The organism is Klebsiella quasivariicola, assembly GCF_002269255.1.
In the GTDB taxonomy this organism is placed as follows: domain Bacteria; phylum Pseudomonadota; class Gammaproteobacteria; order Enterobacterales; family Enterobacteriaceae; genus Klebsiella; species Klebsiella quasivariicola.
In genome coordinates this window covers 729534-752426 of sequence record NZ_CP022823.1, presented here as the reverse complement: position 1 = coordinate 752426, position 22893 = coordinate 729534, and the positions used below count along the sequence as shown (strand labels likewise).

General features: G+C 51.9%; 18 protein-coding genes and 1 pseudogene. 9 read left to right on the top strand and 10 right to left on the bottom strand.

All coding sequences use genetic code 11. From position 1 onward, the window contains the following. Positions 1-17: 17 nt before the first annotated feature. Positions 18-3332, top strand: a complete 3315-nt coding sequence (gapS6b, locus tag B8P98_RS03800; protein WP_095032727.1) for a GapS6b family protein — start codon at positions 18-20, stop codon at positions 3330-3332. Positions 3333-3449: 117 nt separating this feature from the next. On the opposite strand, the gene B8P98_RS03795 is transcribed toward gapS6b, so the two are convergent. The 6 genes and pseudogenes from B8P98_RS03795 to B8P98_RS03775 form a co-directional block, all read right to left on the bottom strand. Next, positions 3450-4592: a Fic family protein gene (locus B8P98_RS03795; protein WP_095032726.1), complete on the bottom strand. Its 1143-nt coding sequence runs from the start codon at positions 4590-4592 to the stop codon at positions 3450-3452. 400 nt (positions 4593-4992) lie between these two features. Continuing rightward, a complete protein-coding gene (locus B8P98_RS03790) occupies positions 4993-6141 on the bottom strand; it encodes a DUF3322 domain-containing protein (RefSeq protein ID WP_095032725.1) in 1149 nt (382 codons plus the stop codon). 1 nt (position 6142) lies between these two features. Beyond that, entirely contained in the window at positions 6143-7489 is a 1347-nt protein-coding gene (locus B8P98_RS31855) for an SbcC/MukB-like Walker B domain-containing protein (protein WP_309599640.1), read from the bottom strand. A 1785-nt stretch (positions 7490-9274) separates the two neighbouring features. Then, positions 9275-9430, bottom strand: a pseudogene (locus B8P98_RS31850) (ATP-binding protein); the annotation flags it as partial. After that, positions 9427-10176, bottom strand: coding sequence for a DUF4194 domain-containing protein (locus B8P98_RS03780; protein ID WP_080959044.1), 750 nt, complete (start codon positions 10174-10176; stop codon positions 9427-9429). The pseudogene B8P98_RS31850 and the gene B8P98_RS03780, both read right to left, overlap by 4 nt. 5 nt (positions 10177-10181) lie before the next feature. Beyond that, positions 10182-11678, bottom strand: a complete 1497-nt coding sequence (locus B8P98_RS03775) for a DUF3375 domain-containing protein (protein WP_095032723.1) — start codon at positions 11676-11678, stop codon at positions 10182-10184. 372 nt (positions 11679-12050) lie between these two features. On the opposite strand from B8P98_RS03775, the gene B8P98_RS30370 reads away from it, so the two are divergent. From B8P98_RS30370 to B8P98_RS03760, 3 genes are all read left to right on the top strand, one after another. Then, positions 12051-12761: a hypothetical protein gene (locus B8P98_RS30370; protein WP_142832751.1), complete on the top strand. Its 711-nt coding sequence runs from the start codon at positions 12051-12053 to the stop codon at positions 12759-12761. Positions 12762-12860: 99 nt separating this feature from the next. Beyond that, positions 12861-14237, top strand: coding sequence for a pyridoxal-phosphate dependent enzyme (locus tag B8P98_RS03765; protein ID WP_165931765.1), 1377 nt, complete (start codon positions 12861-12863; stop codon positions 14235-14237). Positions 14238-14247: 10 nt separating this feature from the next. Further along, entirely contained in the window at positions 14248-15396 is a 1149-nt protein-coding gene (locus B8P98_RS03760; RefSeq protein WP_080897364.1) for a trans-sulfuration enzyme family protein, read from the top strand. Here B8P98_RS03760 and B8P98_RS03755 read toward each other — a convergent pair whose 3' ends face one another. Then, on the bottom strand, positions 15397-16308 hold the full coding sequence (locus tag B8P98_RS03755) for a LysR family transcriptional regulator (protein WP_080897363.1): 912 nt from the start codon (positions 16306-16308) through the stop codon (positions 15397-15399). Between the two features lie 97 nt (positions 16309-16405). On the opposite strand from B8P98_RS03755, the gene B8P98_RS03750 reads away from it, so the two are divergent. The 3 genes from B8P98_RS03750 (at position 16406) to B8P98_RS03740 (ending at position 17828) form a co-directional block, all read left to right on the top strand. Further along, positions 16406-17008 carry a short chain dehydrogenase gene (locus B8P98_RS03750; protein ID WP_080897362.1) on the top strand — a complete coding sequence of 201 codons (603 nt, stop codon included), beginning with the start codon at positions 16406-16408 and terminating at the stop codon, positions 17006-17008. Positions 17009-17095: 87 nt separating this feature from the next. Further along, the gene (locus tag B8P98_RS03745) at positions 17096-17440 is read left to right on the top strand and encodes a hypothetical protein (RefSeq protein WP_025710482.1); all 345 of its coding nucleotides are present in this window, start codon (positions 17096-17098) and stop codon (positions 17438-17440) included. 199 nt (positions 17441-17639) lie between these two features. Next, positions 17640-17828, top strand: coding sequence for a hypothetical protein (locus B8P98_RS03740; protein WP_025710483.1), 189 nt, complete (start codon positions 17640-17642; stop codon positions 17826-17828). A gap of 177 nt (positions 17829-18005) precedes the next feature. Here the strand turns inward: B8P98_RS03740 and B8P98_RS03735 are convergent, their stop codons facing one another. The 3 genes from B8P98_RS03735 to B8P98_RS30365 all read right to left on the bottom strand — a co-directional run bounded on the left by B8P98_RS03735 (position 18006) and on the right by B8P98_RS30365 (position 21398). Next, a complete protein-coding gene (locus B8P98_RS03735) occupies positions 18006-19187 on the bottom strand; it encodes an aminotransferase-like domain-containing protein (RefSeq protein WP_080924467.1) in 1182 nt (393 codons plus the stop codon). A 146-nt stretch (positions 19188-19333) separates the two neighbouring features. Then, positions 19334-21199, bottom strand: a complete 1866-nt coding sequence (gene gss, locus B8P98_RS03730; protein ID WP_025710485.1) for a bifunctional glutathionylspermidine amidase/synthase — start codon at positions 21197-21199, stop codon at positions 19334-19336. Between the two features lie 76 nt (positions 21200-21275). Continuing rightward, the gene (locus B8P98_RS30365; RefSeq protein ID WP_042928997.1) at positions 21276-21398 is read right to left on the bottom strand and encodes a hypothetical protein; all 123 of its coding nucleotides are present in this window, start codon (positions 21396-21398) and stop codon (positions 21276-21278) included. Between the two features lie 20 nt (positions 21399-21418). Here B8P98_RS30365 and B8P98_RS03725 point away from each other — a divergent pair, with 20 nt between their 5' ends. Both B8P98_RS03725 and yghU read left to right on the top strand, forming a co-directional pair. Next, positions 21419-21979 (top strand): DsbA family protein, encoded by a 561-nt coding sequence (locus tag B8P98_RS03725; RefSeq protein ID WP_004150918.1) that lies wholly within the window; start codon positions 21419-21421, stop codon positions 21977-21979. 47 nt (positions 21980-22026) lie between these two features. Further along, the gene (gene yghU, locus B8P98_RS03720) at positions 22027-22893 is read left to right on the top strand and encodes a glutathione-dependent disulfide-bond oxidoreductase (protein ID WP_080897360.1); all 867 of its coding nucleotides are present in this window, start codon (positions 22027-22029) and stop codon (positions 22891-22893) included.

The window sequence follows — 22893 nt, the reverse complement described above, 5'->3', positions numbered from 1 at the left end:
AAGTAAGGTCATCAGGAATGAATAACGAATTGCACTCTTCACATTACGGTTCTGGTGACATTGTCCTTGGTAATAAAATAACATATCCATCAGAACTTACCCCCGAAAACCTATTCCCTATTGCAGAGGACATATTTAGAAAGATACGTAATAGCGATATAGCCACGGCTAAGACCGTTATAGACACTATAGAAAAATTACCAGCCACACCTGTCGCCAGAAAATTTGTAGATGTATTAAATACAGCAATCCTTGCATCAGAAAATGCTTTAACCTCTGAATTTGATGAACTGTATACTCTTGCCAAAGAAGATGATTTATCAGATAAACTAAGAGATGTTGTTTTTTCTGTTATTATGCTTATAGAGTTTAAAAATAACAATCACGAAAATGCTATAGCTATATATTCACAGTCTCCAAAGAAAAAATACTCACACATGTTTTATCTTCAGTGCCTTGCAACTGAAGATGAAATTAACGATTTCTGGAATAAGAACCGGCCTCTCGTTAGTGAGGATGAACTTTATGCAATATCTATAGGTGCCAGTCGGATAAATAATCAAGTATCAGCAAAAGAATTTGTAACACTCTTAGTTGAAAGAGCGCCAACACCTATAAACTCTATTCTGCTTAATTATATTACCGTACTGGAACTTGCAGAAAAATATATCAATATAGATTTACTATCTCTGGATAAAGATGTCTATGACCAAGTAATTAGCTGTATTAATGATGCGCTCTCATTCTCAGAAACATACCCAGACAACAAATGGTTGCTTTACTCTTTAAGTAATTTAGTTATGTTGGTTAAAGCAAATCACTATCAACTTATTCAAACAATAGTTAAATATAAGGATAAAATATCAGCCATTAGCCCATCTGTTACCGACTTTGTTGATATGCTATTCTCAATTGATGAAACAGCACCTCTCACATTACGGGACATTAAAGAAGATGATGAGTTAACATCAGACATCCTGATCGTATTAATAGAGGCCGCAGCAAAAGGAGTATATATTAAGGAGAATATAAAAAAGCTTATTCTCAATGCTGATTTAAAAAAAGATGACCATATTAAAAATTTGCCTTTTAACTACCAACTCATATCGTTGAAATCTAAGTTATTATTAAATGATAGTAATGATCACATTAATAAAAAAAGGATCAAAGAAGATCTTGCTATTTTCATTCCATCAGCACATAAAGATAAAACATCTCTTTCCGGCAATGGGTTAGTTAATTTATGCGATGATCTACTCTGGTTAGATCTTGCTAAAGAGTGTTGCGATCTTCTCGAACCTCGTTTACCTGAAAATTTATGGCCGTCACGCTTAGTTATAGCCTATTTTGAGTCACTTATTCGTGCAGAAAAGCTAACTACATTGGCAGAATGCCTGAGCAAGTTGGATAAAGCATTATGGGATCACTACACATGGACCTTTCAGGCCAGAATATATATTGCATATAACAATTGGTCTCAGGCAATAATAGCTCTGGAAGAAGCTATTAAGAAAAATAATGATAATTCATACAACTGGCTTTTATTGGTTCGTTGCATTTTAAAAACAGCTCCAGCTACAGCCATAAATATTCTAGACAGAATACCGAAAACTATTTTCTTATCTTTCGATACTCATACTTTGTCATTATTAGGACTTATTTCAAATGAAATAGACCCTCATTTTTCAGAAAAAATAGTTGCAGAACAATTTATTAATTCACCTAAAGAATTTGCTTCCATTCTTTTAAAAATACATTTCTCCGCTTTAATCGAAAATAAAAAAGCTAACGAAATAAATACACAACGTCCAAATAAAGTTATTAGAGCTATAAAATTAAGTCGTAATGGGGAAGTAGAAGAGAAAGTTATTGTTGATATAATACCCGCCCAAGAACAGGGAGCCTTATTATCTGCTCATACTGAATATGGAGATCTTCTTACTAATTTAGCTGTAGGTGAGGAGGTTGTTTATGTTATGGACAGAGTAAAAATAATCGAAGAATTAAATCCTTACCACGTTATATTCAGATATGCACTGAATATTGTCTCTGAAAAACCTGACATTAACTTCCCGATAAAAAGGATAGAAGTCCCTTCAGACCCAGAGCTAATGTTTCAAAAAATAAAAGATGAATTTTCACAATATGATCATCAATCAAGAGAAGAACATATTATCAATTGTCAGAATGTACCTTTATTTCTTAAAGCTAATGAACTTGAAAAAGGAAAACCTGTAAAATCTATTTTGCAGCTACTAACCTCTCAGATAGTCAATAAATCTTTATCATTACCCGTGGGTGAAGTCGATCATCCAGAACAATTTATTACAGATATTCATGGTATCATTTATTTCGCTTTAACGCGTGCAGACATAACATTATGCAAAAGTAGATCCAAACTAATAATTACAAATGAGACTAAAACTTGTATTGATAATTGGTTAACTGAAGTTGAAAATCCTTCTTATCTATCTATCGGTGTGCGCGATGATCATCTTTTTAGGATAACGGCAGAAGACATTCAAAGTTCAACAGCGTCCATTCGTGACGCCCTGAATAACTTGCTTGGCTACTGCGAAGTTCACTCAGTTCCGGTAGAGAATACGCCAGATACCTTATTAAATGTAAAAGAGTTCTTAGACACATCTGTCTATTCTACAATGAAATATGTTCTATTCACAAAAACGCCATATTTTATTATTGATGATGCCTTTAGTGCCCTGACAAAGTCTTTAGATAGAGAAATAAAAATAGTAAATTCGATAGTGTTTACATCCCATCTCTTAGAGCATCTACCGCTACCTATTAAGTTAAAGAATTTCCAATGTCATGTAGAAACTTACCTTCCTATGCATATAAGCTACAAGGATTGTATTGCATTGGCAAATTCAGATGATGAAAAACATGTTGCTTTAGTAACTAAAATATTTCAAATACACTCTAATCCATTTAATAACTTTAATAGCTTATGTTCATTTTTTACCCACGCCATCTCTCTACCATTATTTTTAGTTTATATAAACCATTATAAGAAAAGAAGATCATTATCTCTGGATAACGCTATAATTGTATTATTTAATACTTGTTGCCAAGGTATCATTAATGCTTCCGATGGACGCACCGCAGAGGAACGATTAGTAACATTTACTAAGCTTATTATTGATGACCGTATATACCCTCAAGGATTTATTTCATTTATTTTTTCAATTTTCAGTTCATTTGCACAGGGCCATTTTCTTGATATTAATTATATGAATCTACTAATAAATGACGTTGAAACAACAGAACCAGTCGAGTCCGTCCCAACTATAGTAAATGAAGCCCTTAATTGAAGTTAATTTTCCCAAATAAATAAAACCAGAAATATAGCAGCTATATCAATAGCTGCTATGCTTCATAAAATATAACCATAAGAAAAGTATAAATAATCCACCAATATGTTCCTGATATCACAAATCAGGAATAAACCCCTCTTCCCGCAGAACCTTAATCACTCCACGTATCAGATACGAATTAGAAAACTTCGCCGTATAGGTACGCGCTCCTTCTTCTACTGGCTGAAGAAGTCCCCGCTCAATCAGCTTACCAAGCTGATAAGTCACCTGCGTCGGTTTCAGATCGGGCAAAACGGCGCGTAAATCGCCCGCTTTTATCGTCCCCAGCTCGACAGCACGTTTCAGCACCTTCGATTCCAGCGGATTTATCAACCCTCGCTCCGATGAGAAATCGATGGCCGGGTACAGGATCTTTTCAATCAGAAAAGCGTGGTTTGTCAGTTGATCGACTTTCTTCAGCTCAGACGAGATCCCCGAAAGCACATATAAGCACCACTCTTCCAGCCCCTGCTCTGTTCCCTTATCGGCTAGCGAAAGCATGGCGTAATAGCGCTCACGATCGTTACAGAATACCGCTGTCGGATTGAGAACCCGACCACCCGTCTGAACGTTAAAACCATACTTGATAAGCAACGCATAAGTCAGCAGTCTCACCGTTCTGCCATTACCGTTGCCGAAGGGATGTATCCAGCCAAAGCGGTGATGCACCAGAGCAATTTTCATCAGATCGTACTTTGGCTTATCGGCACGGTTAATAAAGGCGGTCAGTGCCGCCATATAATCAGGAACGCGGATGTGGTCCGGCGGTAAATGGTCTGACTGAGCAATGCTGACATTATGTTGCCGATATGCGCCGGGCGTTCTGTCGCCTTCCTGTTGCAGCCCGACCACCGCCAGACTATGCAACTCGCGGATAAAATATTCCGTTATCTCATCGCCGTTACTCAGGTATTCGTCGATGTACTCCATCGCGGCTTCAATATTGTTGATTTCTTTGAGCTGATCCGTCGAACTCTGCGTTCCTTCAACCTTGCTTTCAACATAGTCGGCAAGCGTGGTGTGGTTTCCCTCAATCCTTGCAGAGCCAAGACTCTCCAGCATGTGGAAAACCGCCTTCAACTGCGCAAACAGGATAGGGTGAACATCGGTTTCCAGCCGCAGGTGCCGGAGTAACTCCAGCTCTGTCAGCGCGTCGACCAAAGGGGAATCAAAGCTGGGGTTCAGAAGCGAGAGTTCAAAGTGATTAAATTGAGCCATGATGTTTAGTTATCTCAACTGGTGCATGACGGTATCTCAAAAGTATAGCAAAAATACTAATAGAATCTATAAATTAGAAATAACATCGTTTCTGATTATCTCAAAAACCGTTGTTCCAATATATCAAATGTAAGTTTGAACGATGTTCAATGTGAGGGGGATGGGGCTTTGTCTGCATAATGCAGTATGGATTTTTTAGCGCCGCTATATGTGGAGTTCTGGGCGTTATATGTGGACCTCAGACCGTTATGTGTGGAGCTCCATCCACTATATGTGGACCTTAAGCCGTTATGTGTGGACCTTAAGCCGTTATGTGTGGACCTAACTCCACACATAACGAAACCATAGACCATTTCAACTCCGGCTTTCCGTGGCAACCCACCCGCAGCCAGCGATCTCCTTAACTCTCTTTTCCCCACCTGACCAGCGCCTCTTCAACTATCCCCGCAGGCAAAAATTCCTGCTCCAGACGACCACGCGGCAAGCGGGTCAAGTAGCGATAAAAATCGGCCTCTTCATTAAGCAAACCATCGGGTATTGCTTCCTGTGCTTTTACCGGTTCAGGAACGGCGCTATGGCTGGCATATTGCTCAAACAACTCACGATTCATGAGCAGAACATCAAGCGTCGGGCGACAGCGCCTGGCTCTCGCCAGCATCAGTAGCCCCCAGCTATCCATGTCTCCCCAATAGGCAACATGTTTTTCATCCAGAACAGCGCTGGATAACCACTGCACGTCAAGGCCGCACCCTAAAATCGCGATAGTGTCAGATAATGCTGGAAGTTGATGCAGACACTGTTCATTTTCAATCACCAGCACACGCGACGCGGGCAATGTCGTTTCCGCCAGTTCCGCTGTCGTCACCCGGCATTTTTTAAAAGGGAGCAATCCGGGCGATAATGGCACAACCAAAACCCAGTGGCTGGACTCATCAAAAGCATCAAGAAAGGTGGTTAACCCCTGCTCGCTGGCTTCGCCGGAAAAACGCACGTCCACCAGTCGGGTTAATAATGAAATATTATTCTCGATAAATTTGGTATCCACCCCTTGCCCGGAAAGCAGCCTTAACGGCAGCCCCTTTGCACAGCCCGGCGCTAATCGGCAGGCCAACCTGGCCGCGCTGATGATGTCATGTGGGTCTTTGTGCCGCCAGAGAGAACGATGACTAACCAACAGCGGATGAAAAATGGGGTCAACCTGCTCAATAATTCCCTCCAGCAAGCGAAATTCCCGGTACACCACCGGATCCGCCGCTGCGTTAAGCCAGTCAGAAGGGCTATTCAGGATCCAACGCAACGGCATTGATACCGGTCCGTCGCTCGCCCGATAACTGACCTCTTCCCAGTCCACACGTCCAACCGCGACTTGCCGCCATAATTGCACGTGTTGTAAAACGCGCTGAGGCTGCTCGGCGAATATTTTCGCGGAAGGTTTGCCAATGGGCAGACAGAGCGGCCAGTTACCGGGTGGAAGTAAACGCTCGGCCCGGAGCTTTGCGTTATCCCACTGCCGGGCAAGCTTTTTACGCAGTTCATCAGGAGAATACATTCTACGCGTTCTCCCGTCGCTGAGAGTGTTGTTCAAGCTCCTCCCAGCTCAGCGAAGCCATATTTGAATCCTGACCGCGCCGGTGGACGACAATCGCCGAACGAGTATGGTCGCGCAGCAGGCGCATTTCCTTATTGGGGGTGATAAATACTGCATGTAAGCCAAATTCTCTAAGCGCGGCAATAATCCTGCCCGCCACGGCATGAGAGCTGCGGGAGAAGGCCTCATCAAGGATAATGGTGCCGAAAAGCGGATAACGACTCCCCGCAGGACAAAGCGCATAGCTAAGTGATGCGGTCAATACGTAGGAAGCGATAATCTCTTTTTCTCCACCACTACCGCCCTGTGAGCCAGTACGCGACTCAATCACATTCCCGCTCTGACGGTCCATCACCGACACGGCGAACTCCAGACGAAAACGGGGATCCAGCAGCGCCTTCGCGCCCAGGGTACGGTTTCGTTCACAAGCATCCCGCAGTTGCGCCACCAGCACCTGTAAGGCCTTATAATGGCTCTCGCCGTTATCATCAACAAACCGGGCGGCATTTAGCTGACGCTGCGCTTTTTCAAGCGTTCGCAGGCTTTCATGGACAACTTTTTTGGTATCTAGGCGCAGGTAGCGATCCGGCTGAAAATCGACCCTAAACATGGTTTCATTGAGTTCGCTGAGTCGCGCTTCAATCACCAGTACTTCATGCTCAATATGGCTGAGCAGTTGCGTTACGCCGTCGTCAGATGAACGGTTCAGATAATCAAGGAAGCGGTTGAGCTTTTCCGGCAGGGCTTCTTCGGTCAGTTCCTGCAAACGCTGTAAATAGGCAGGAATATCGTCCAAATCAGCCCCTGCCTCAACGAGCGACCCGGTATCCACACGTTTGGCTTCAGACATACGTTTGGTCAACTCAATGTTCAGTCGATGCAGTTCACCTTTAACGCCCTCAATTTCTTGCTGAATTCCCCGCTCATGTTGGCGTTCCAGATCGCGAATGTCGTGCAGTTGCCCCAGAGTCACCGCCGGAAAATGTGACGCGCACAATTCTCGCTCTTCATCTTGCATACCTTGTTGCGCGGTTTGCTGAGCCTTACGTTCTGCGGCCTTGGCGGAGGTGAGCTCTGTATCCAGCCCGTTAGTGACTTTATTGGCGGCTCTGAGCTGCTTATCAAATTCAGACTCAACCGTTTGAGCCTCATCAAGTTTTGCTTTCGCTACGCTGGCATCGGAATCAGGATGGATCAGATTCTCCAGCCGCTCCTTGAGCGCTTCCAGTTGGCTCTTTGCGCCGGGAACATCAATGCTATCGTAATCAATCTGTTGTATTTTCTGGAATGAAATGGCCTGATTTTGCAAAAGCGCCACCTCGCCTTTCGCAACCTCAAATGCCGCGTTTGCGGTTTTAGTCTGCTCCTGAAGCGCGGCAACTTCTCTGGCAAGAAAGTTCAGGCGATCGCGGTTATCGAATCCCGTCAGCCAGTCTTCATCAAGGCGTTTCTGATCCTGTTTGTCATAAAAACGCTGTTTACCAGACATTAGCCCCTGCACCGTCATAGCGTGAGGTGTGTCACGCAACTGTTCAGGGCTGTCAACACAATGCCTGTCGCTTTCGGCCAGTAATGCTTTGACGGCCTCTCGCCACGGATGATCTTTCCACAACAGCTTGCGGGTAAAACCATCATCAAAAAACCTGGCGGGAGAGTGCGGTAACTTGACCTCCAATAGGCGCACGTGCAGACGATTGTTGCGCTGGTTTACCCAGCGTAGCGCTTCCTGTGCAGATTCAGGCGCAACCAGAATACGCAGCCTGTTACTCCCGACAGCGCGCTCAATCGCACCGCGCCATTGGGCCTCTTCCGGTTTAACCTGTATCAGTTCAGCGACGAAAGGCAGTTCAGACTCACCAACGTTCAACGCTTTCGCCAGTTCGCTGCGAAATGCCTGATAATGGGCGGGAAGGTTAGAATCCGGACGACGTGCGATCTCGGCGCGTTCAGTTTCCCGTTCGCGCAGTTCTACAGTAATGTTATGGCTTAGCGCGCCTTTTTGATAAGCCTCTTCCTGCTTCAGCTTTATATCATCAGCAAGCTGCACACAGCGGGCTTCGGCTTCATGCTGATTCGCCTCTAGCTGTTGCTGACTCAGGTCAGGCGGCAACCCCAGATTATGGATCAGCTGTTGATACTGGCGCGCCAGCGCTTCTCGTCTACCGAGCGTTTTTTGCCAGTCATTGATGCGATCGTTCAGTTCATCAATATTGGCGCCGCCAGCCTGGTAGTAGTGCTGCATGCAGTCAGCCACAACCTTTTTTTGCAACTCAAGCTGCGACTGGATCTGTTCTTCGCGAATCTGTGCCTCACCAAACTCGATTTCAAGATGGCTGACCTTTTCCCTCCAGAGCTGGCTTGCCTGTTGTGCAAACCAGATGGGCAATAGCGATTCCAGCGCTTTCCTTTCAGCAAGTTGTCGCTCTTGCTTCTGGTACTTATCCCAACTCAGGGCAACAGGTTGCAATGACTGCTGCTGTTTGCGCGCCGTTTCCAGTTCCTGATGGATTTCTGTCAGACCATCAAAACTATCGGCCACTTCCGTCGCGCGATCGAAGGCGGAGTGATCGTCCAACACCAGCTCACGAAAAATCTCATCAATGCTGTTTAGCTGTTTTAACCCTGCCGCCCGATTTAGCAATGTAAACGCGTTTTCCCCCACTTCGAAAAAGTCCCGCAGGCGCGCCAGATACTGTTTTTTATTCGGGTATGTCCAGATGCCGGTCACTTCTTTTTCCATTTGCCGCAGCAATCGTGTGCCGCCGTCATGGTAAACGTTCAACCAGTGCTCCAGCGTCTGCTCGGGGTTATCGCTGAAAAGCCAAAGCCTTTTCATATCCGTCACGCTGGAGCTGGTGGAATCAAACCACAGCAGAGCTCCCAGACGTACCTGCTGCCCTTCACGCTCCAGCGTTGCGGCAATGCCGGTCACGGTTTTACCTGGTCTGGCAATATGCGATTGCCCCTCCCCGCCATCGCCGGGCCCGGATACACCGCGCACGTAGGAGATAAGATCTCTGTCGCTTTCATGCCCCCCGGTTGAGGCCAGGTTATAGCGGGGATTGGCACAGAGTAGCGTCATTAAGGCATCGACCAGCGTCGTTTTTCCGCTTCCGGTTGGACCAATAACGGCGGTACCTTCCTGATGGATTGCTGCCTGATGCAATCCATGAAAACCGCCCCAGTTGAACAACTCGATACGGGTGAGAATAAAAGATTCCTTTCCAGCCAGACGCGCTATTTGATTCATACTTCCTCCCCACTACTCTCCTTTTCTGACGAATCAGCAGGGGAGGTTTGTTGAGCAACTTGGTCCTGTAGCCATGCCAGTAATGCCTGAAGATTCATCGGATCGGCAAGATGAGCAATAATCGGGCGAATCACGATCCGCTCATGCGCATCCGGCGACGTGACCAGCCCATGGCCCTTTAATTGATCCAATAGGGTAAGCAACCGGGTGCGTTCTTTTGATTCACTCCCCGGATCGCCAAGGTAAATCTGGAGCTGAGGGAGGAGATCGTCGATAGCGATCTGCGCCTGGCTGGCGCCTGTTCCACTTTCCTGCTCCCAGGCAACAAAATGCTGGCGCAGTATGGCAACCAATAATGATTGTTCCAGGTTAAGCCGTTGCCGTCTCACCAGAGGGTGGGACCATTCATCCTGCTCTGGCGTTTCATCAAGCCTGACTTTGACATACAGCAAACCGCGGATCTCATCAATGCCGATATCCAGATCGAGAGGTTCCAGAATGCGAGTAACCTCTTCTGGATGGGCCAGTACAACGCGGTACAGATTGGGTTTACTGGCCTCTTCCAGCAGGCCGTATTTGAGCAATTCCTGAGCCGCTTCGCGTATTTTTTTCAGCGTTCGCATTTCGCTATTGGTTGCAATTTCCTCAACCGACTCATCGGCAACCGCTTCGTCCGATGGTTCTGGTTCACTGCCTGCATTTGCGGTAACGCTCCGGTTAATCTGTCTGTCAAAAAAGCCCGCCATACCTGTTACTCCCAATCGATATCCATTAATGCCTGGCTTTCCAGACCGGTAGTGGGCAGATTAAATCGCCAGCGACGACCTTCCCCATCACTAAGCTCAGCAAATTCGCGCTGTGAATCAATAACCGCAATGCCCGCTTCTCTCGCCATGCCAATCCATATGGCGAAGGTTTCAAGATCGTGAGCCGGGGGCAACAGCGCCGCCAGTTCAGCCAGACTAACGGGGCGATTTTCTTTTGCCAGAACCTGCAACGTCTGCTGAATCAGCGCCTCACGATCGAGGCCATTGAAAGCATCCCAGAAATCATCGCCAATCTGCGTTAAATCCGCCGCATGATTACTGAGATCCAACGTTTGTTCCGCTTCATCATCCACCTCTTTAAAACGTAAACGTTCAATCGCGGGGACGCCTGTTACCGCCACACCAACAGCAGGAAGCGGAACCTCTTGTTTGCGAACGATCTGGCGCTGCCAGTCGAGTTTTAACGCCTGGTTTAGAAATTCGTTAAGCAAATGACCAACGCGGTGATGTTCAGCAGCAAGCCCAGTTTTCATAAAACCACGGACATCACGCTCGCTACGGGCGCGAGCCTGGAGTACAGTTTGCGATTCATCTACCAGGCGCTTAACCAGCCAGCGCAGATCGTGCCGCTGTAGACGGTTAAGCGCATCGGAAGCAGAAGGATGGCTAAGGATTACTCGTAATCGTTCACTCATCGCTTTAAGTTCAGAAGATTGACGGAGTTGTTGCTGAAAGCTGTCGAAAACTCTTCCTTCCGGCGTATTAAGCAGCGCGTCCTGATCGTTGAGCAGGCGTTCTACGATATCGCCGCGATGATATTGCTCGCCAATAATGGATTGCCGAAGCGCACGGTCGGCCTCGCGCCAGGAGTCTTCAACACGACGAAAGTCAGCCCGCAGGCTGGAAGCTAAATTGAAGACCTCTCGAATATGTTCAATCGCTTGATGCGTTTCTAGCACCTCAATATGCCCGGCTTCTGCCTCCTGTAATTCATGTTCCAGTTCGGCAATACGACGGCGTAAGGTTGCAACCCGGTTTGCTGGATTTGGATTAAGCCGGGTTTCCAGGTTTTCAATTTCTCGCTGTACGGTGGACAAACGGGAAGCCGTAGAGGTCATGAAACGATTATCCAGAGACTCAACAAACGTAATCGCGACCTCAAGCGCATCAGTAGCAAAGATACGGCCATCCCGTTCGACGATTAGACGGCGTTTAATCCATTCCCGCAGTTCACGGCTGGCCTGAAGAGAGGAATTGTCCTGATTAATGTCATACTGTTCCTGACTCATGTGCTCGACAAGAATGCCGGTAAGAGACTGAATCGCTTCCTCAAGGGGGATACCATCATGTGATTTTTCAAACAGCGTTTTCAGGCAGCTCAATACCAGCGGAGCGCGGCGGGTAGCAAGAAGTATCCAGGCTGGATGCTGGTTTTTTGCTGAAATATAATTCTCCGTACGCAGCCTTGTATTTTCTTCCATGTAGCAGAGCCTTCAAAATGCTGGTTGAGGTACACAGACTACGATAATTCGCCGTTGCAGACTTTTTCTCCAGTAGCCTGCCTCACTTTGTGATTTTTATCACAATATTTTCTCCAGTGACTTTTCTCAATTAACAGGAAAAATACCGGAATCGGTGTGCTACAAGTTCAGGCTAAAGTATGAACTGATAACGTCCAGAACAACTTTACAAGGCAGAATGCAGGAATGCGTGGTGGAAAATGCGGAAATTGTGTTAACTCCCTATGATAAAAAAATAACAACTCTGCCCCATAACAATGGTGAGATTTATGATATGGAACAAATTGCGTGTCGTAAGAGTGGGATAGTGAGTCAATTAAACAACGATTTTTCGTGATAACCATCACAAAAATAAAGCGATTTTTTATGGGGGCTTTAGTGGGGGCACCGCTTACAAGAAATACCAACAAAAACAATAACAAACAACGTATTAGTCATGGATATGATTCCGAGTCCGGCACCACTTATTTAGAGAACCCAGCCTATGGCTGGGTTTTTGCTTTTCTGCATCCGGACTCTCCATCAAACTGCGTTCGATTATTCGCCGCACAGCGGCTCACCCCTTCGGGGCCAGCGCGACAAGCGCGCTGTTCAACGCCTGCGGCGTTAGTCCGAGTCCGGGCACCACTATTTAAAGAACCTGCCCAAAAGGCGGTTTTTTGCTTTTCTACATCCGGACTCTTCATCGAACTGAGTTCGATTATTCGCCGCACAGCGGCTCACCCCTTCGGGGCCAGCGCGACACGCGCGCTGTTCAACGCCTGCGGCGTTAGTCCGAGTCTGGGCACCACTTATTCAGAGAACCCAGCCTATGGCTGGGTTTTTGCTTTTCTGCGCCCTATATCTGTGGGTTTCTACCACGCCGTATCCTCTGTGCCATTAAGACCTATTCCCCATAGAATCTTTTCGCAAATACATTTTCAAATAGCACATAACACGCTGATTCAAATTGCCATTTTGTCGCCAAAAGCGGCTAAATCGCCCTTTTCTGGCAATCGATCCGCCCAGGTGGCTGCCCTGCTTTCCTTCCAGATGGCCAAATAGCATCTTATATTCCATTTGGCGCTAACAGGCAGAGAAATATTCTTTAAATTACCGTTTTTACAGCCCTACCATGCAAAAATATCTTAAACGAGTAGGTAAATGGTTATGTCACTGTTTCATTCCGTGAGCGACCTGATCGGTCATACTCCCCTGCTCCAGTTGCATAAACTGGATACCGGCCCCTGCAGTCTGTTTTTAAAACTGGAAAATCAGAACCCCGGCGGCTCAATTAAAGATCGGGTTGCGCTGTCGATGATTAATGAAGCCGAGCGCCAGGGAAAACTGGCGCCCGGAGGCACGATAATCGAAGCCACCGCCGGCAATACCGGTCTCGGCCTGGCACTGATTGCGGCGCAGAAAAATTACCGCCTGATCCTGGTAGTGCCGGATAAGATGAGCCGCGAGAAAATCTTTCACTTGCGGGCGCTGGGCGCGACGGTGCTGCTCACCCGTTCCGACGTCAATAAAGGCCACCCGGCCTATTATCAGGATTATGCCCGCCGCCTTGCCGATGAAACCCCAGGCGCCTTTTACATCGACCAGTTTAATAACGATGCCAACCCGCTGGCCCATGCCACCTCCACCGCACCGGAGCTTTATCAGCAGCTGGAGGGCGACATCGACGCCATCGTCGTTGGCGTCGGTTCCGGCGGTACGCTGGGCGGGCTTCAGGCCTGGTTTGCTGAACACTCGCCGAAAACGGAATTTATTCTCGCCGATCCGGCGGGTTCGATCCTTGCCGATCAGGTCGATACCGGGCGCTACGGCGAAACGGGATCCTGGCTGGTCGAAGGGATAGGCGAAGATTTTATCCCGCCGCTGGCCAGGCTGGAGGGGGTGCATACCGCGTATCGCGTCAGCGACCGCGAAGCGTTCCAGACTGCGCGCCAGCTGCTGCAGGTCGAGGGCGTGCTGGCCGGCTCCTCCACCGGCACCCTGCTCAGCGCCGCCCTGCGCTACTGCTGGGCGCAAAGCCGGCCGAAACGGGTGGTGACCTTCGCCTGCGACAGCGGCAATAAATACCTGTCCAAAATGTTCAACGACGACTGGATGCGCCAGCAAGGGCTGATCGCCCGGCCCGAACAGGGCGATCTCAGTGATTTTATCGCCCTACGCCATGACGAAGGCGCCACCGTCACGGCCGCGCCGGACGACACCCTGGCCGCAGTCTTTGCCCGTATGCGGCTGTATGACATCTCTCAACTGCCGGTGCTGGAGGATGGCCGCGTGGTCGGCATCGTCGATGAGTGGGATTTGATCCGCCACGTACAGGGCGATCGCCAACGCTTCTCCCTGCCGGTCAGCGAAGCGATGAGCCGCCATGTTGAAACTCTCGATAAGCGTGCGCCAGAGAGCGAACTGCAGGCCATTCTCGATCGCGGTCTGGTGGCGGTAATCGCTGACAACGCGCGTTTTCTTGGCCTGGTCACCCGCAGCGATGTACTGACCGCCTGGCGTAACCGAGTCGCACAATAAGTAATTTTTTATGTCATCTATTCACACCCTGAGCGTACATAGCGGAACCTTCACCGACAGCCACGGCGCAGTGATGCCGCCGATTTATGCCACTTCCACTTTTGCTCAGCCGGCGCCGGGGCAGCACACCGGCTATGAATATTCCCGCAGCGGCAATCCCACCCGCCATGCGCTGGAAACCGCGATCGCCGATCTGGAAAATGGCACCCGCGGCTATGCGTTCGCCTCCGGACTGGCCGCCATCTCCACAGTGCTGGAGCTGCTGGATAAGGACAGTCACCTGGTGGCGGTCGATGATGTGTATGGCGGCACTTACCGCCTGCTGGAAAACGTTCGCCGCCGTAGCGCTGGTCTGCAGGTGAGCTGGGTGAAACCCGACGACCTGGCGGGAATTGAAGCGGCGATCCGCCCCGATACGCGCATGATCTGGGTGGAAACGCCCACCAACCCGCTGCTGAAGCTGGCGGATCTCAGCGCTATCGCCGCCATCGCGCGCCGCCATAACCTGATCAGCGTCGCCGATAACACCTTCGCCTCGCCGGCGATCCATCGCCCGCTGGAGCATGGGTTTGATATTGTGGTGCACTCCGCGACCAAGTACCTCAACGGCCATTCCGATGTCGTCGCCGGCCTGGCGGTGGTCGGCGCTAACCCCGATCTCGCGGAAAAGCTTGGCTATCTGCAGAATGCGGTAGGCGGCGTGCTCGACCCGTTCAGCAGCTTCCTGACGCAGCGCGGTATCCGCACCCTGGCGCTGCGCATGGAGCGCCACAGCGCGAACGCGCTGCAGCTCGCCGAATGGCTGGAACAGCAGCCCGAAGTGGAGCGGGTCTGGTTCCCCTGGCTGGCCTCGCACCCGCATCATCAGCTGGCGCGCCAGCAAATGGCGCTGCCCGGCGGCATGATTTCGGTGGTGGTGAAGGGCGATGACGGTTACGCCGAACGCATCATCAGCAAGCTGCGCTGGTTTACGCTTGCGGAGAGTCTGGGCGGCGTGGAGAGTCTGGTGAGCCAGCCCTTCAGCATGACCCATGCCTCGATCCCGCTGGAGAAACGCCTGGCGAACGGTATCACGCCCCAGCTGATCCGCCTGTCGGTCGGGATCGAAGATCCCAACGATCTGATTGCCGACTGGCAGCAGGCGCTGCGGGAGGAGTGATTATTCCGACGCGCGGGTCGTTGTCAGCGCGTCGGCCATTCCCTGCTGAAGGTGGGCGATAAACTGCGTCAGCTTCGGCAGGGGCCGACGATCCTGGCGCCAGAGCAGATGCACGGGTCTCGGCTCGGGGGTCCATGCCTCCAGCACCCGCACCAGGCTGCCGCTGGCCAGCGCATCGGCCAGCAGCACCTCCGGCTGCATCAGCAGCCCGGCCCCGGCGATCGCCGCCTGGCGCAGCGCGTAGCCATCGTTGCAGCGCAAAACCGCATCGCGCTTCCAGCGCACTTCTCCCTCTACGCCCGGCAGCCGCCACTCGTTGCGGGCGGTCCAGACCGTATGGGACAGGCAGAGATGATCGGCGAGATCTTCCGGCGTCCCGGGCGTGCCGTAACGCGCCAGATAAGCCGGCGCGGCGCAGATCACCATCCGATACGGCGCCAGGTAGCGAGCCACCAGATCCTCCTGATGGATCTCGCCGATGCGGATCGCCAGATCGAACCCCTCATCCACCAGATCGACCATCCGGTTAGTCAGATCCAGTTCCACCCGGACCGCGGGCCAGGCCTGCAGGAAGGTGGCGGTCAGGGGCGCGATCACGCTGGCGCCGAACGAGGTGGGGGCGCTCACCCGCAGGGTGCCGGCGGGCGCCAGCCGCAGCCGCTCGACCGCGCTTTCGGCGATAGAGACCTGCTCCATCACCCGTTTCGCTTCGTCAAAATAGACCCGCCCGGCGTCGGTGAGGCTCTGGCGTCGGGTGTTACGCTCCAGCAGACGCGTCGCCAGCTGGCTTTCCAGCTGGGCGATATATTTTCCGACCATCACCGCCGACAGCCCCAGGCGCGACGCCGCCCCGGTAAAGCTGCCGCACTCTACCACGGCAATAAACGTCTCCATCCCTCGCAATTTGTCCATATTGCTAACCCCTGGTTAGTAATGTTCTAACTTTTAGCCAGTTTATCCGAGATTCGTTTTATTAAAAAATAGCCTCTCACCTCATCAGGAGTCAGCCATGAACATTATCGTTATCGGTGCCAGCGGCACCATCGGTCGCGCGGTCAGCGAAGAACTGAGCCAGAGACATGACGTTATCCGCGTCGGCCGCACCCGGGGAGATTATCAGGTGGATATCACCTCGCAGGAGAGCGTCGAGGCGCTGTTTGCGCAGACCGGTAAAGTAGACGCGATTGTCTCCACCACCGGCAATCTGCATTTTGGGCCGTTAAGCACCATGACCGACAGCCAGTTCAATCTCGGGCTGCAGGACAAGCTGCTCGGGCAAATTCGCCTGGCGCTGATCGGGCAGCATTTTCTGCGCGACGGCGGGTCGATTACCCTGGTTAGCGGCATTGTCGCGCAGGAGCCGATTGCTCAGGGGGTCAATGCCACGACGGTCAACGCCGGTCTGGAAGGCTTTGTGCGTGCTGCCGCCTGCGAGCTGCCGCGCGGGATCCGCATCAATCTCATTAGCCCCACCGTGCTCAGCGAGTCGCTGGCAGCCTACGGCGACTTTTTCCCGGGCTTTGCCAGCGTCCCCGCCGCCGCCGTGGCTCAGGCCTACCGCCGCAGCATTGAAGGGGTCCAGACGGGCCGCATCTACACGGTTGGCTACTAGCCTGTGCCGGCCCGCCGGGGCCGGCGCTTACATCAGGCCGTCGTTGCAGGTACACTGACGGCTGATTGTCTCCGACCGAAAAAACTGATGTTGAAAAAATTACCTTTTATTATCCCGCTGCTGGCGCTTATCGCGCTGCTGGTCTGGTGGTTCACCCCGCATTACACCGCAGAAGAGGAAGCCTACTACCGGGCAGTCTTTTGCATGATCGATCATGAGGACAGCCGCCAGTTCCTCGACGATATGCAGAATATCGTCGAGGGGGGAAATTCTGACTACGCGTTGCATAAAACCCATTATCTGCCGGCGCTGGGGCAGCGGATGCTGGACACCTGGCACCAGCTCAGCCCGCAGGAACAGCAGGCGCTGCGTCAGGACCGGCAGCGCTGCGACGAGATATTGCGCGAAAAACAACAGGGGAAATCATCCTGACGAGTTGGCAAAATTGCAGCATATCGCCAGCGTCGAATAAGATTGTGCTGTTGATGACCGGATCGCTGTCACAAAATATCCGGTCGTCGTCGCGTCACAGTACGACGTTTTTTCTGCGGCGGAATACGATAAAAAGTAGTTGATCTGGTACGAACTAACTCTTATTTTGCTTCTCAGTTTTCAAAATGAGATAAAACTGATGCCTGTCATTATTGCCAGTAGTGTTAAAGAAGCCAAAGCGTTAATTAACGGTGGGAAGTACAGGGAAATTATTCTTAACTTCGATATTGATGCCGATGACTTTTTCTCTCTCGCCAGCCACGCCGCTGGGACAAAAATCTCTATCTCCGATCGAAACAATATCTCTCCGGTAAAACCAGAAAAATAATTAACCCGCGAGGGACGTCTATGTTGTTGTTTATTGGTACCTTTGCGCTGGCTTTTCTCGCAGCGCTGATGCTGGTCTGGCTCGATGACCGGATCGCCGAAACAGATTGACCCCAGCGCTGGACGTTAACGTCACGCGGAGCTGCGCGCCGCCGAGAAGCGGCGCACAGCAGGGTCGTTACAGGGAGGCGGCCAGCCGCTCAACGGCCGTCAGCAATCCGGCTTCTGACACCGTGGAGTAAGAGAGGCGCAGGGTACGAGTATCCGGCTTATCGTGATAGAACGCTTCACCCGGGACATACACCACGCCGTTTTCCAGCGTTTTCTTCATCCATTCCATGGTATCGAACGGATAGCGGAAACGCGCCCACAGGAACATTCCCCCCTGCGGGCGGCTGAATTCCAGGTGCTCGCCAAGGCGGCTTTCCAGCGCATCGGCCAGCGCCACGCACTTCTTGCGGTAGTCTTCGCGAATCAACGCAATCTGGTTCTCCAGCCGGTTCAGGCTGAGGTATTCCGCAGTGATCGCCTGCGACAGCATATTGGTATGCAGATCCGCCGCCTGCTTCACAATCACCGTCTGCTGCGCCAGCCAGTCCGGCATGACAATCCAGCCAATGCGCATCCCCGGCGCGAGGATTTTCGAAAAGGTCGAGGTGTAAACCACCTGATCTTCACAGCCCAGCTCGATAGCGTGCTGATAGAGCGGGCGTCGCACGGCGTCTGTAAAGCTAATTTCGCCGTAGGGATCGTCTTCCAGAATGACGAAATCATATTTTTTCGCCAGCTCAACCAGCCGGCGACGACGCGCCTCGCTCAGCGTTTTGCCGCCAGGGTTGCCAAACGTCGGCACCAGGTAAACGGCTTTGACGCGGGTGGTCTCCAGCAGGTCGGCCAGCTGCTCCACCAGCATCCCATCATCGTCGGTGTCGACGCTGAGGATATTGGCCTGCGCCAGCTGAAATACCTGTAGCGCCGCCAGATAGGTAGGACGCTCAACGACGATAGTATCGCCCGGATCGAGCAGCGTACGGGCAACGATATCCAGCGATTGCTGGGAGCCGGAGGTGATATAGACCTGGGCGGCTGAACAGGCGACGCCACGGGACTGGCAAATTTCACTCACCGCCTGGCGCAGCGGCGGGTAGCCTTCCGTCAGACCGTACTGGAATGCGTCATTAAAACGCTCGCTCATCACCTTCTGCACCGCCTGCTCCAGGCCTTCGGTATCAAACAGTTCCGGGGCCGGGATGCCGCCGCCAAGCGAGATCACGCCGGGCAGTTTACTGTGTTTGAGAAGTTCGCGGACGGCGGAGGGCTTGAGTTCACCCGCGCGGGCGGCGAGACGCCGATCGTGCATACTATTTTCCTTTTCTGTCTTGTTGTTGTGTTAATTATCTTTGCGTTATGGCAGGTGCTCCCCGGCGGCGCGTGCCGCGCCGGAGCTATCCTTTTCTGTACACGGTCACCCGGAGAGGGCATGAGCCGCTCTCCGGATTTCGCACGTCACGCTTTGTCTTTCAAAACGATTAACGGCTCGATATCGCTCTCTTTTTTCACCACCAGCGACGAATCGCCGCGCAGGCAGGTACCGCCGTAGTTACCGCCGACGGTAAACGTGCACACCTGAATGTACTTACCGTCCACTTTCGGCAGGCACCACAGTTGCTGGTAGATATTCTTGCGATCGACAAACTGGCCGCTGGTCTTATCCAGAACTTCATCCTGAGGACCGATCAGGTCGATATTGTTCCCGCAGCGCCCGGAAATAGGTTTGACCGCATAACCGGTTTTCGCCAGCTCGTCGTTAACCTCAAAATCGGTATCCAGCAGATAGCGATGATGTGGGAACAGCGACCACAGCACCGGCAGAATCGCTTTGTTGCCGGGGATCACCGTCCACAGGGGTTCGAATACCAATACTTCAGGACGCAGCAGGACGTCAATCAGCCGCACCTCATTCTGCGGATGTCCGGTACGAATCGGCACCGCCGCGTACTCATCGGCGCTGACTTCGCGCACCTGCTCAATGGCGGTTTCCCATGCCCAGGTTTTCCAGACGCAGTTGACCAGCCGCCCGTCGGCGTCGATCAGCTGGCCGGCGGCGTCCCAGCGCAGCTCATCAAGACCAAAGAGAATTTTGCTCTCAAAACCGGCCTGGGTCAGCGAACGCTGAATAAACTGCGCGTGGTAGTTCTCTTCCAGATCCTTGTCCTGCATGATGTGGACGAAGGGCCGCGCCCGGCTGTGTTTCCACGCCCCCGCCAGCTCATCGAGCAGACCTTCCGCCGGATTGTGGCCGGTACCGTAGTAGCCCTGCTTCAGCCACTGTTCGAGGATCAGCCCGCCTTCGGTATGGCAGGAGGCGGAGTCGGCATTGTACTCATACACCTTCAGCCCGCGCTCATCCATGCAAAAATCCATGCGCCCGGTGATCATATGATGACGACGGCGCTGCCAGGAAAGACGCAGACGCGGCCAGAGGATTTTCGGGATATCAAACAGCGCCAGCAGGTTATCATCCTTCATTACCTTATCGGTGGCGTGCAGATACATCAGGTGCAGCTCGTTGGTGGCCTTGATCAGCTCCTGTTCGGCGCTTTCGCTGATGGTGAAATACTGATAGGGATCCTGGTTAATGAAATGGCCGTTGGCCGCCACATAGGCTTTCTGCAGCGGGTCTTTCTCGTTCAGCCATTTACCGCGGAACTGGCCGTTGTTTGGCAGCCGCGCGCCTTTGATCGCCATCGCCTCACCCGGCAGCACCGGCTGCGGCAGGCTGTGTTCGGTATCGGCGGTCTGGATCATCCAGCCTAAAATTTCGGTATCGGCAAAGGTATCTTTGATGGTGTACCGGCCGTCTTTGACCTCAAGGGTCAGCTCGCGGGTCCACTGCTGGCCCTGCGGCAGCGGCGAGTGAATGACGTTCTGCTCGGCGATACGCACTTTATTGCCCACAAGCTGGGTGATTACCGCGACGTGGCCGGTGTGCTTAAACTCGCCGCCCTTCTGCCAGATCAGCAGCGAACCGGCGATAGGCGGACGGCGGGAGCCATTGGCGAATGCCTGCAGCGGCAGAATGTTGTCATTGACCACTTCGCGCAGGAAACGCAGGGAGAAGATTTCATAGGCCATCCCCACGTCGGTAAAGACAAACCCGTAGGTCAGGAACAGAAAGCGGCGCGCAAATTCAACGCACTGCCATTTATGCCCCATATACTCATTGCCGATGTAGCTGCGAAACGTCGCGTCATCCGGGTAGTCCTGCGGATTTAAGCTACTGTAATTTGATGAATAAATCGCTACGCCGCCGGGTGCGTAGCCTAACAATGTCCCAAACGGGGCGTCACTGCTTGTGGATCCTTTGCTCATTTAGCCTGACCTCAAATTAATGCAGCCCGGGCAGTTGGCGAAACAAAACTCCCTCTTCTTATCCTGCCGCAGGCACTTACCAGACAGAGGTGTCACGATGATACCACTCATTCGTTTCGCTAATCGTGCCGTTAAGGAAAATAACCCTGCAGCCGGAAACAAAAGTGATATCGTTATCGGTGATATAACAAAAAAACAACGCAACATCAGGAGTCGACAATGAGCACACCCTCGCATCTGAATGCCCAACCGCTGGTCTGGGGACACGGCCCGCGGACGTTTGAGGTGTTCCTTGAGCCCACCTGCCCTTACTCTGTCCGCGCGTTTAATAAACTCGACGATCTGCTCGATGAGGTCGGCGCCGATAACGTGACCATCAAAATACGTCTGCAGTCGCAGCCGTGGCATCTGTTCTCCGGGGTGATTGTCCGCTGCATCCTCGCCGCGTCCACCCTGCCGCATGGCAGAGAGCAGGCGCATAAGGTGATGCAGGCCGTGGCCGACCATCGGGAAGAGTTTGAGTTTACCGATCACTGCAGCGGGCCGAACATGAACGCCACGCCGCAGCAAATCATTGAGCGCATTGAACGCTACAGTCACGTGCTGCTGGGGGCTGCCTTTGCCCGCCCGGAGCTGCAGGACGTGATCAAGTGGCACAGTAAATATGCCCGTCAGAACGGTATCCATGTCTCGCCGACCTTTATGGTCAACGGCCTGGTGCAGCCGGATCTGGGCAGCGGCGATGATGTCAGCGTGTGGGCCGCGCGGATTATGGCCTGAGGTCACCTGCTACACTTTTTGTACATCCACGAAAAAGGCAAACCAGCATGTCAGAGCAAAACTACCAGCCACCAAAAGTGTGGGAATGGAAGCAAAACAGCGGCGGCGCGTTCGCCAACATCAACCGTCCCGTTTCCGGCGCGACCCATGAGCGTGTCCTGCCGGTGGGAACCCATCCGCTCCAGCTATACTCACTCGGCACGCCCAACGGCCAGAAGGTGACGATTATGCTGGAAGAGCTGCTGGCGCTGGGCGTCAGCGGCGCGGAATACGACGCCTGGCTGATACGCATTGGCGAAGGGGATCAGTTTTCCAGCGGCTTTGTCGAGATCAACCCGAACTCGAAGATCCCGGCCCTCAGCGACCATTCCACCACGCCGCCGACCCGGGTATTTGAGTCAGGCAGCATTCTCCTGTATTTAGCGGAAAAATTTGGTTTCTTCCTGCCGAAAGATCCTGCCGGTCGCACTGAAACTCTTAACTGGCTGTTCTGGCTGCAGGGCGCGGCGCCGTTCCTCGGCGGCGGCTTCGGCCACTTCTATAACTATGCGCCAGTGAAGATCGAGTACGCGATCGACCGCTTTACGATGGAAGCCAAACGCCAGCTCGACGTGCTGGATAAACAGCTCGCCCGCGGCCGCTATGTGGCTGGAGAAGAGTACACCATCGCCGATATGGCTATCTGGCCGTGGTATGGCAACGTGGTGCTGGGCAATGTCTATAACGCGGCGGAGTTCCTCGACGCCGGGAGCTATAAAAACGTGCTGCGCTGGGCGCAGGATGTCGGCAACCGCCCGGCCGTCAAGCGCGGACGCATCGTCAACCGCACCAACGGCCCGCTCAATGAGCAGCTGCATGAGCGCCACGACGCCCGCGACTTTGACACCCAAACGGAAGATAAGCGCCAGGCGTAA

Bases quoted from the DNA above. Each gene is read 5' to 3' on its own strand.
- gapS6b (WP_095032727.1), top strand. From the start codon at position 18: ATGAATAACGAATTGCACTCTTCACATTACGGTTCTGGTGACATTGTC.
- B8P98_RS03795 (WP_095032726.1), bottom strand. From the start codon at position 4,592: ATGGCTCAATTTAATCACTTTGAACTCTCGCTTCTGAACCCCAGCTTT.
- B8P98_RS03790 (WP_095032725.1), bottom strand. From the start codon at position 6,141: ATGTATTCTCCTGATGAACTGCGTAAAAAGCTTGCCCGGCAGTGGGAT.
- B8P98_RS03780 (WP_080959044.1), bottom strand. From the start codon at position 10,176: ATGGCGGGCTTTTTTGACAGACAGATTAACCGGAGCGTTACCGCAAAT.
- B8P98_RS03775 (WP_095032723.1), bottom strand. From the start codon at position 11,678: ATGGAAGAAAATACAAGGCTGCGTACGGAGAATTATATTTCAGCAAAA.
- B8P98_RS03765 (WP_165931765.1), top strand. From the start codon at position 12,861: ATGGTTATGTCACTGTTTCATTCCGTGAGCGACCTGATCGGTCATACT.
- B8P98_RS03760 (WP_080897364.1), top strand. From the start codon at position 14,248: ATGTCATCTATTCACACCCTGAGCGTACATAGCGGAACCTTCACCGAC.
- B8P98_RS03755 (WP_080897363.1), bottom strand. From the start codon at position 16,308: ATGGACAAATTGCGAGGGATGGAGACGTTTATTGCCGTGGTAGAGTGC.
- B8P98_RS03750 (WP_080897362.1), top strand. From the start codon at position 16,406: ATGAACATTATCGTTATCGGTGCCAGCGGCACCATCGGTCGCGCGGTC.
- B8P98_RS03745 (WP_025710482.1), top strand. From the start codon at position 17,096: ATGTTGAAAAAATTACCTTTTATTATCCCGCTGCTGGCGCTTATCGCG.
- B8P98_RS03740 (WP_025710483.1), top strand. From the start codon at position 17,640: ATGCCTGTCATTATTGCCAGTAGTGTTAAAGAAGCCAAAGCGTTAATT.
- B8P98_RS03735 (WP_080924467.1), bottom strand. From the start codon at position 19,187: ATGCACGATCGGCGTCTCGCCGCCCGCGCGGGTGAACTCAAGCCCTCC.
- gss (WP_025710485.1), bottom strand. From the start codon at position 21,199: ATGAGCAAAGGATCCACAAGCAGTGACGCCCCGTTTGGGACATTGTTA.
- B8P98_RS03725 (WP_004150918.1), top strand. From the start codon at position 21,419: ATGAGCACACCCTCGCATCTGAATGCCCAACCGCTGGTCTGGGGACAC.
- yghU (WP_080897360.1), top strand. From the start codon at position 22,027: ATGTCAGAGCAAAACTACCAGCCACCAAAAGTGTGGGAATGGAAGCAA.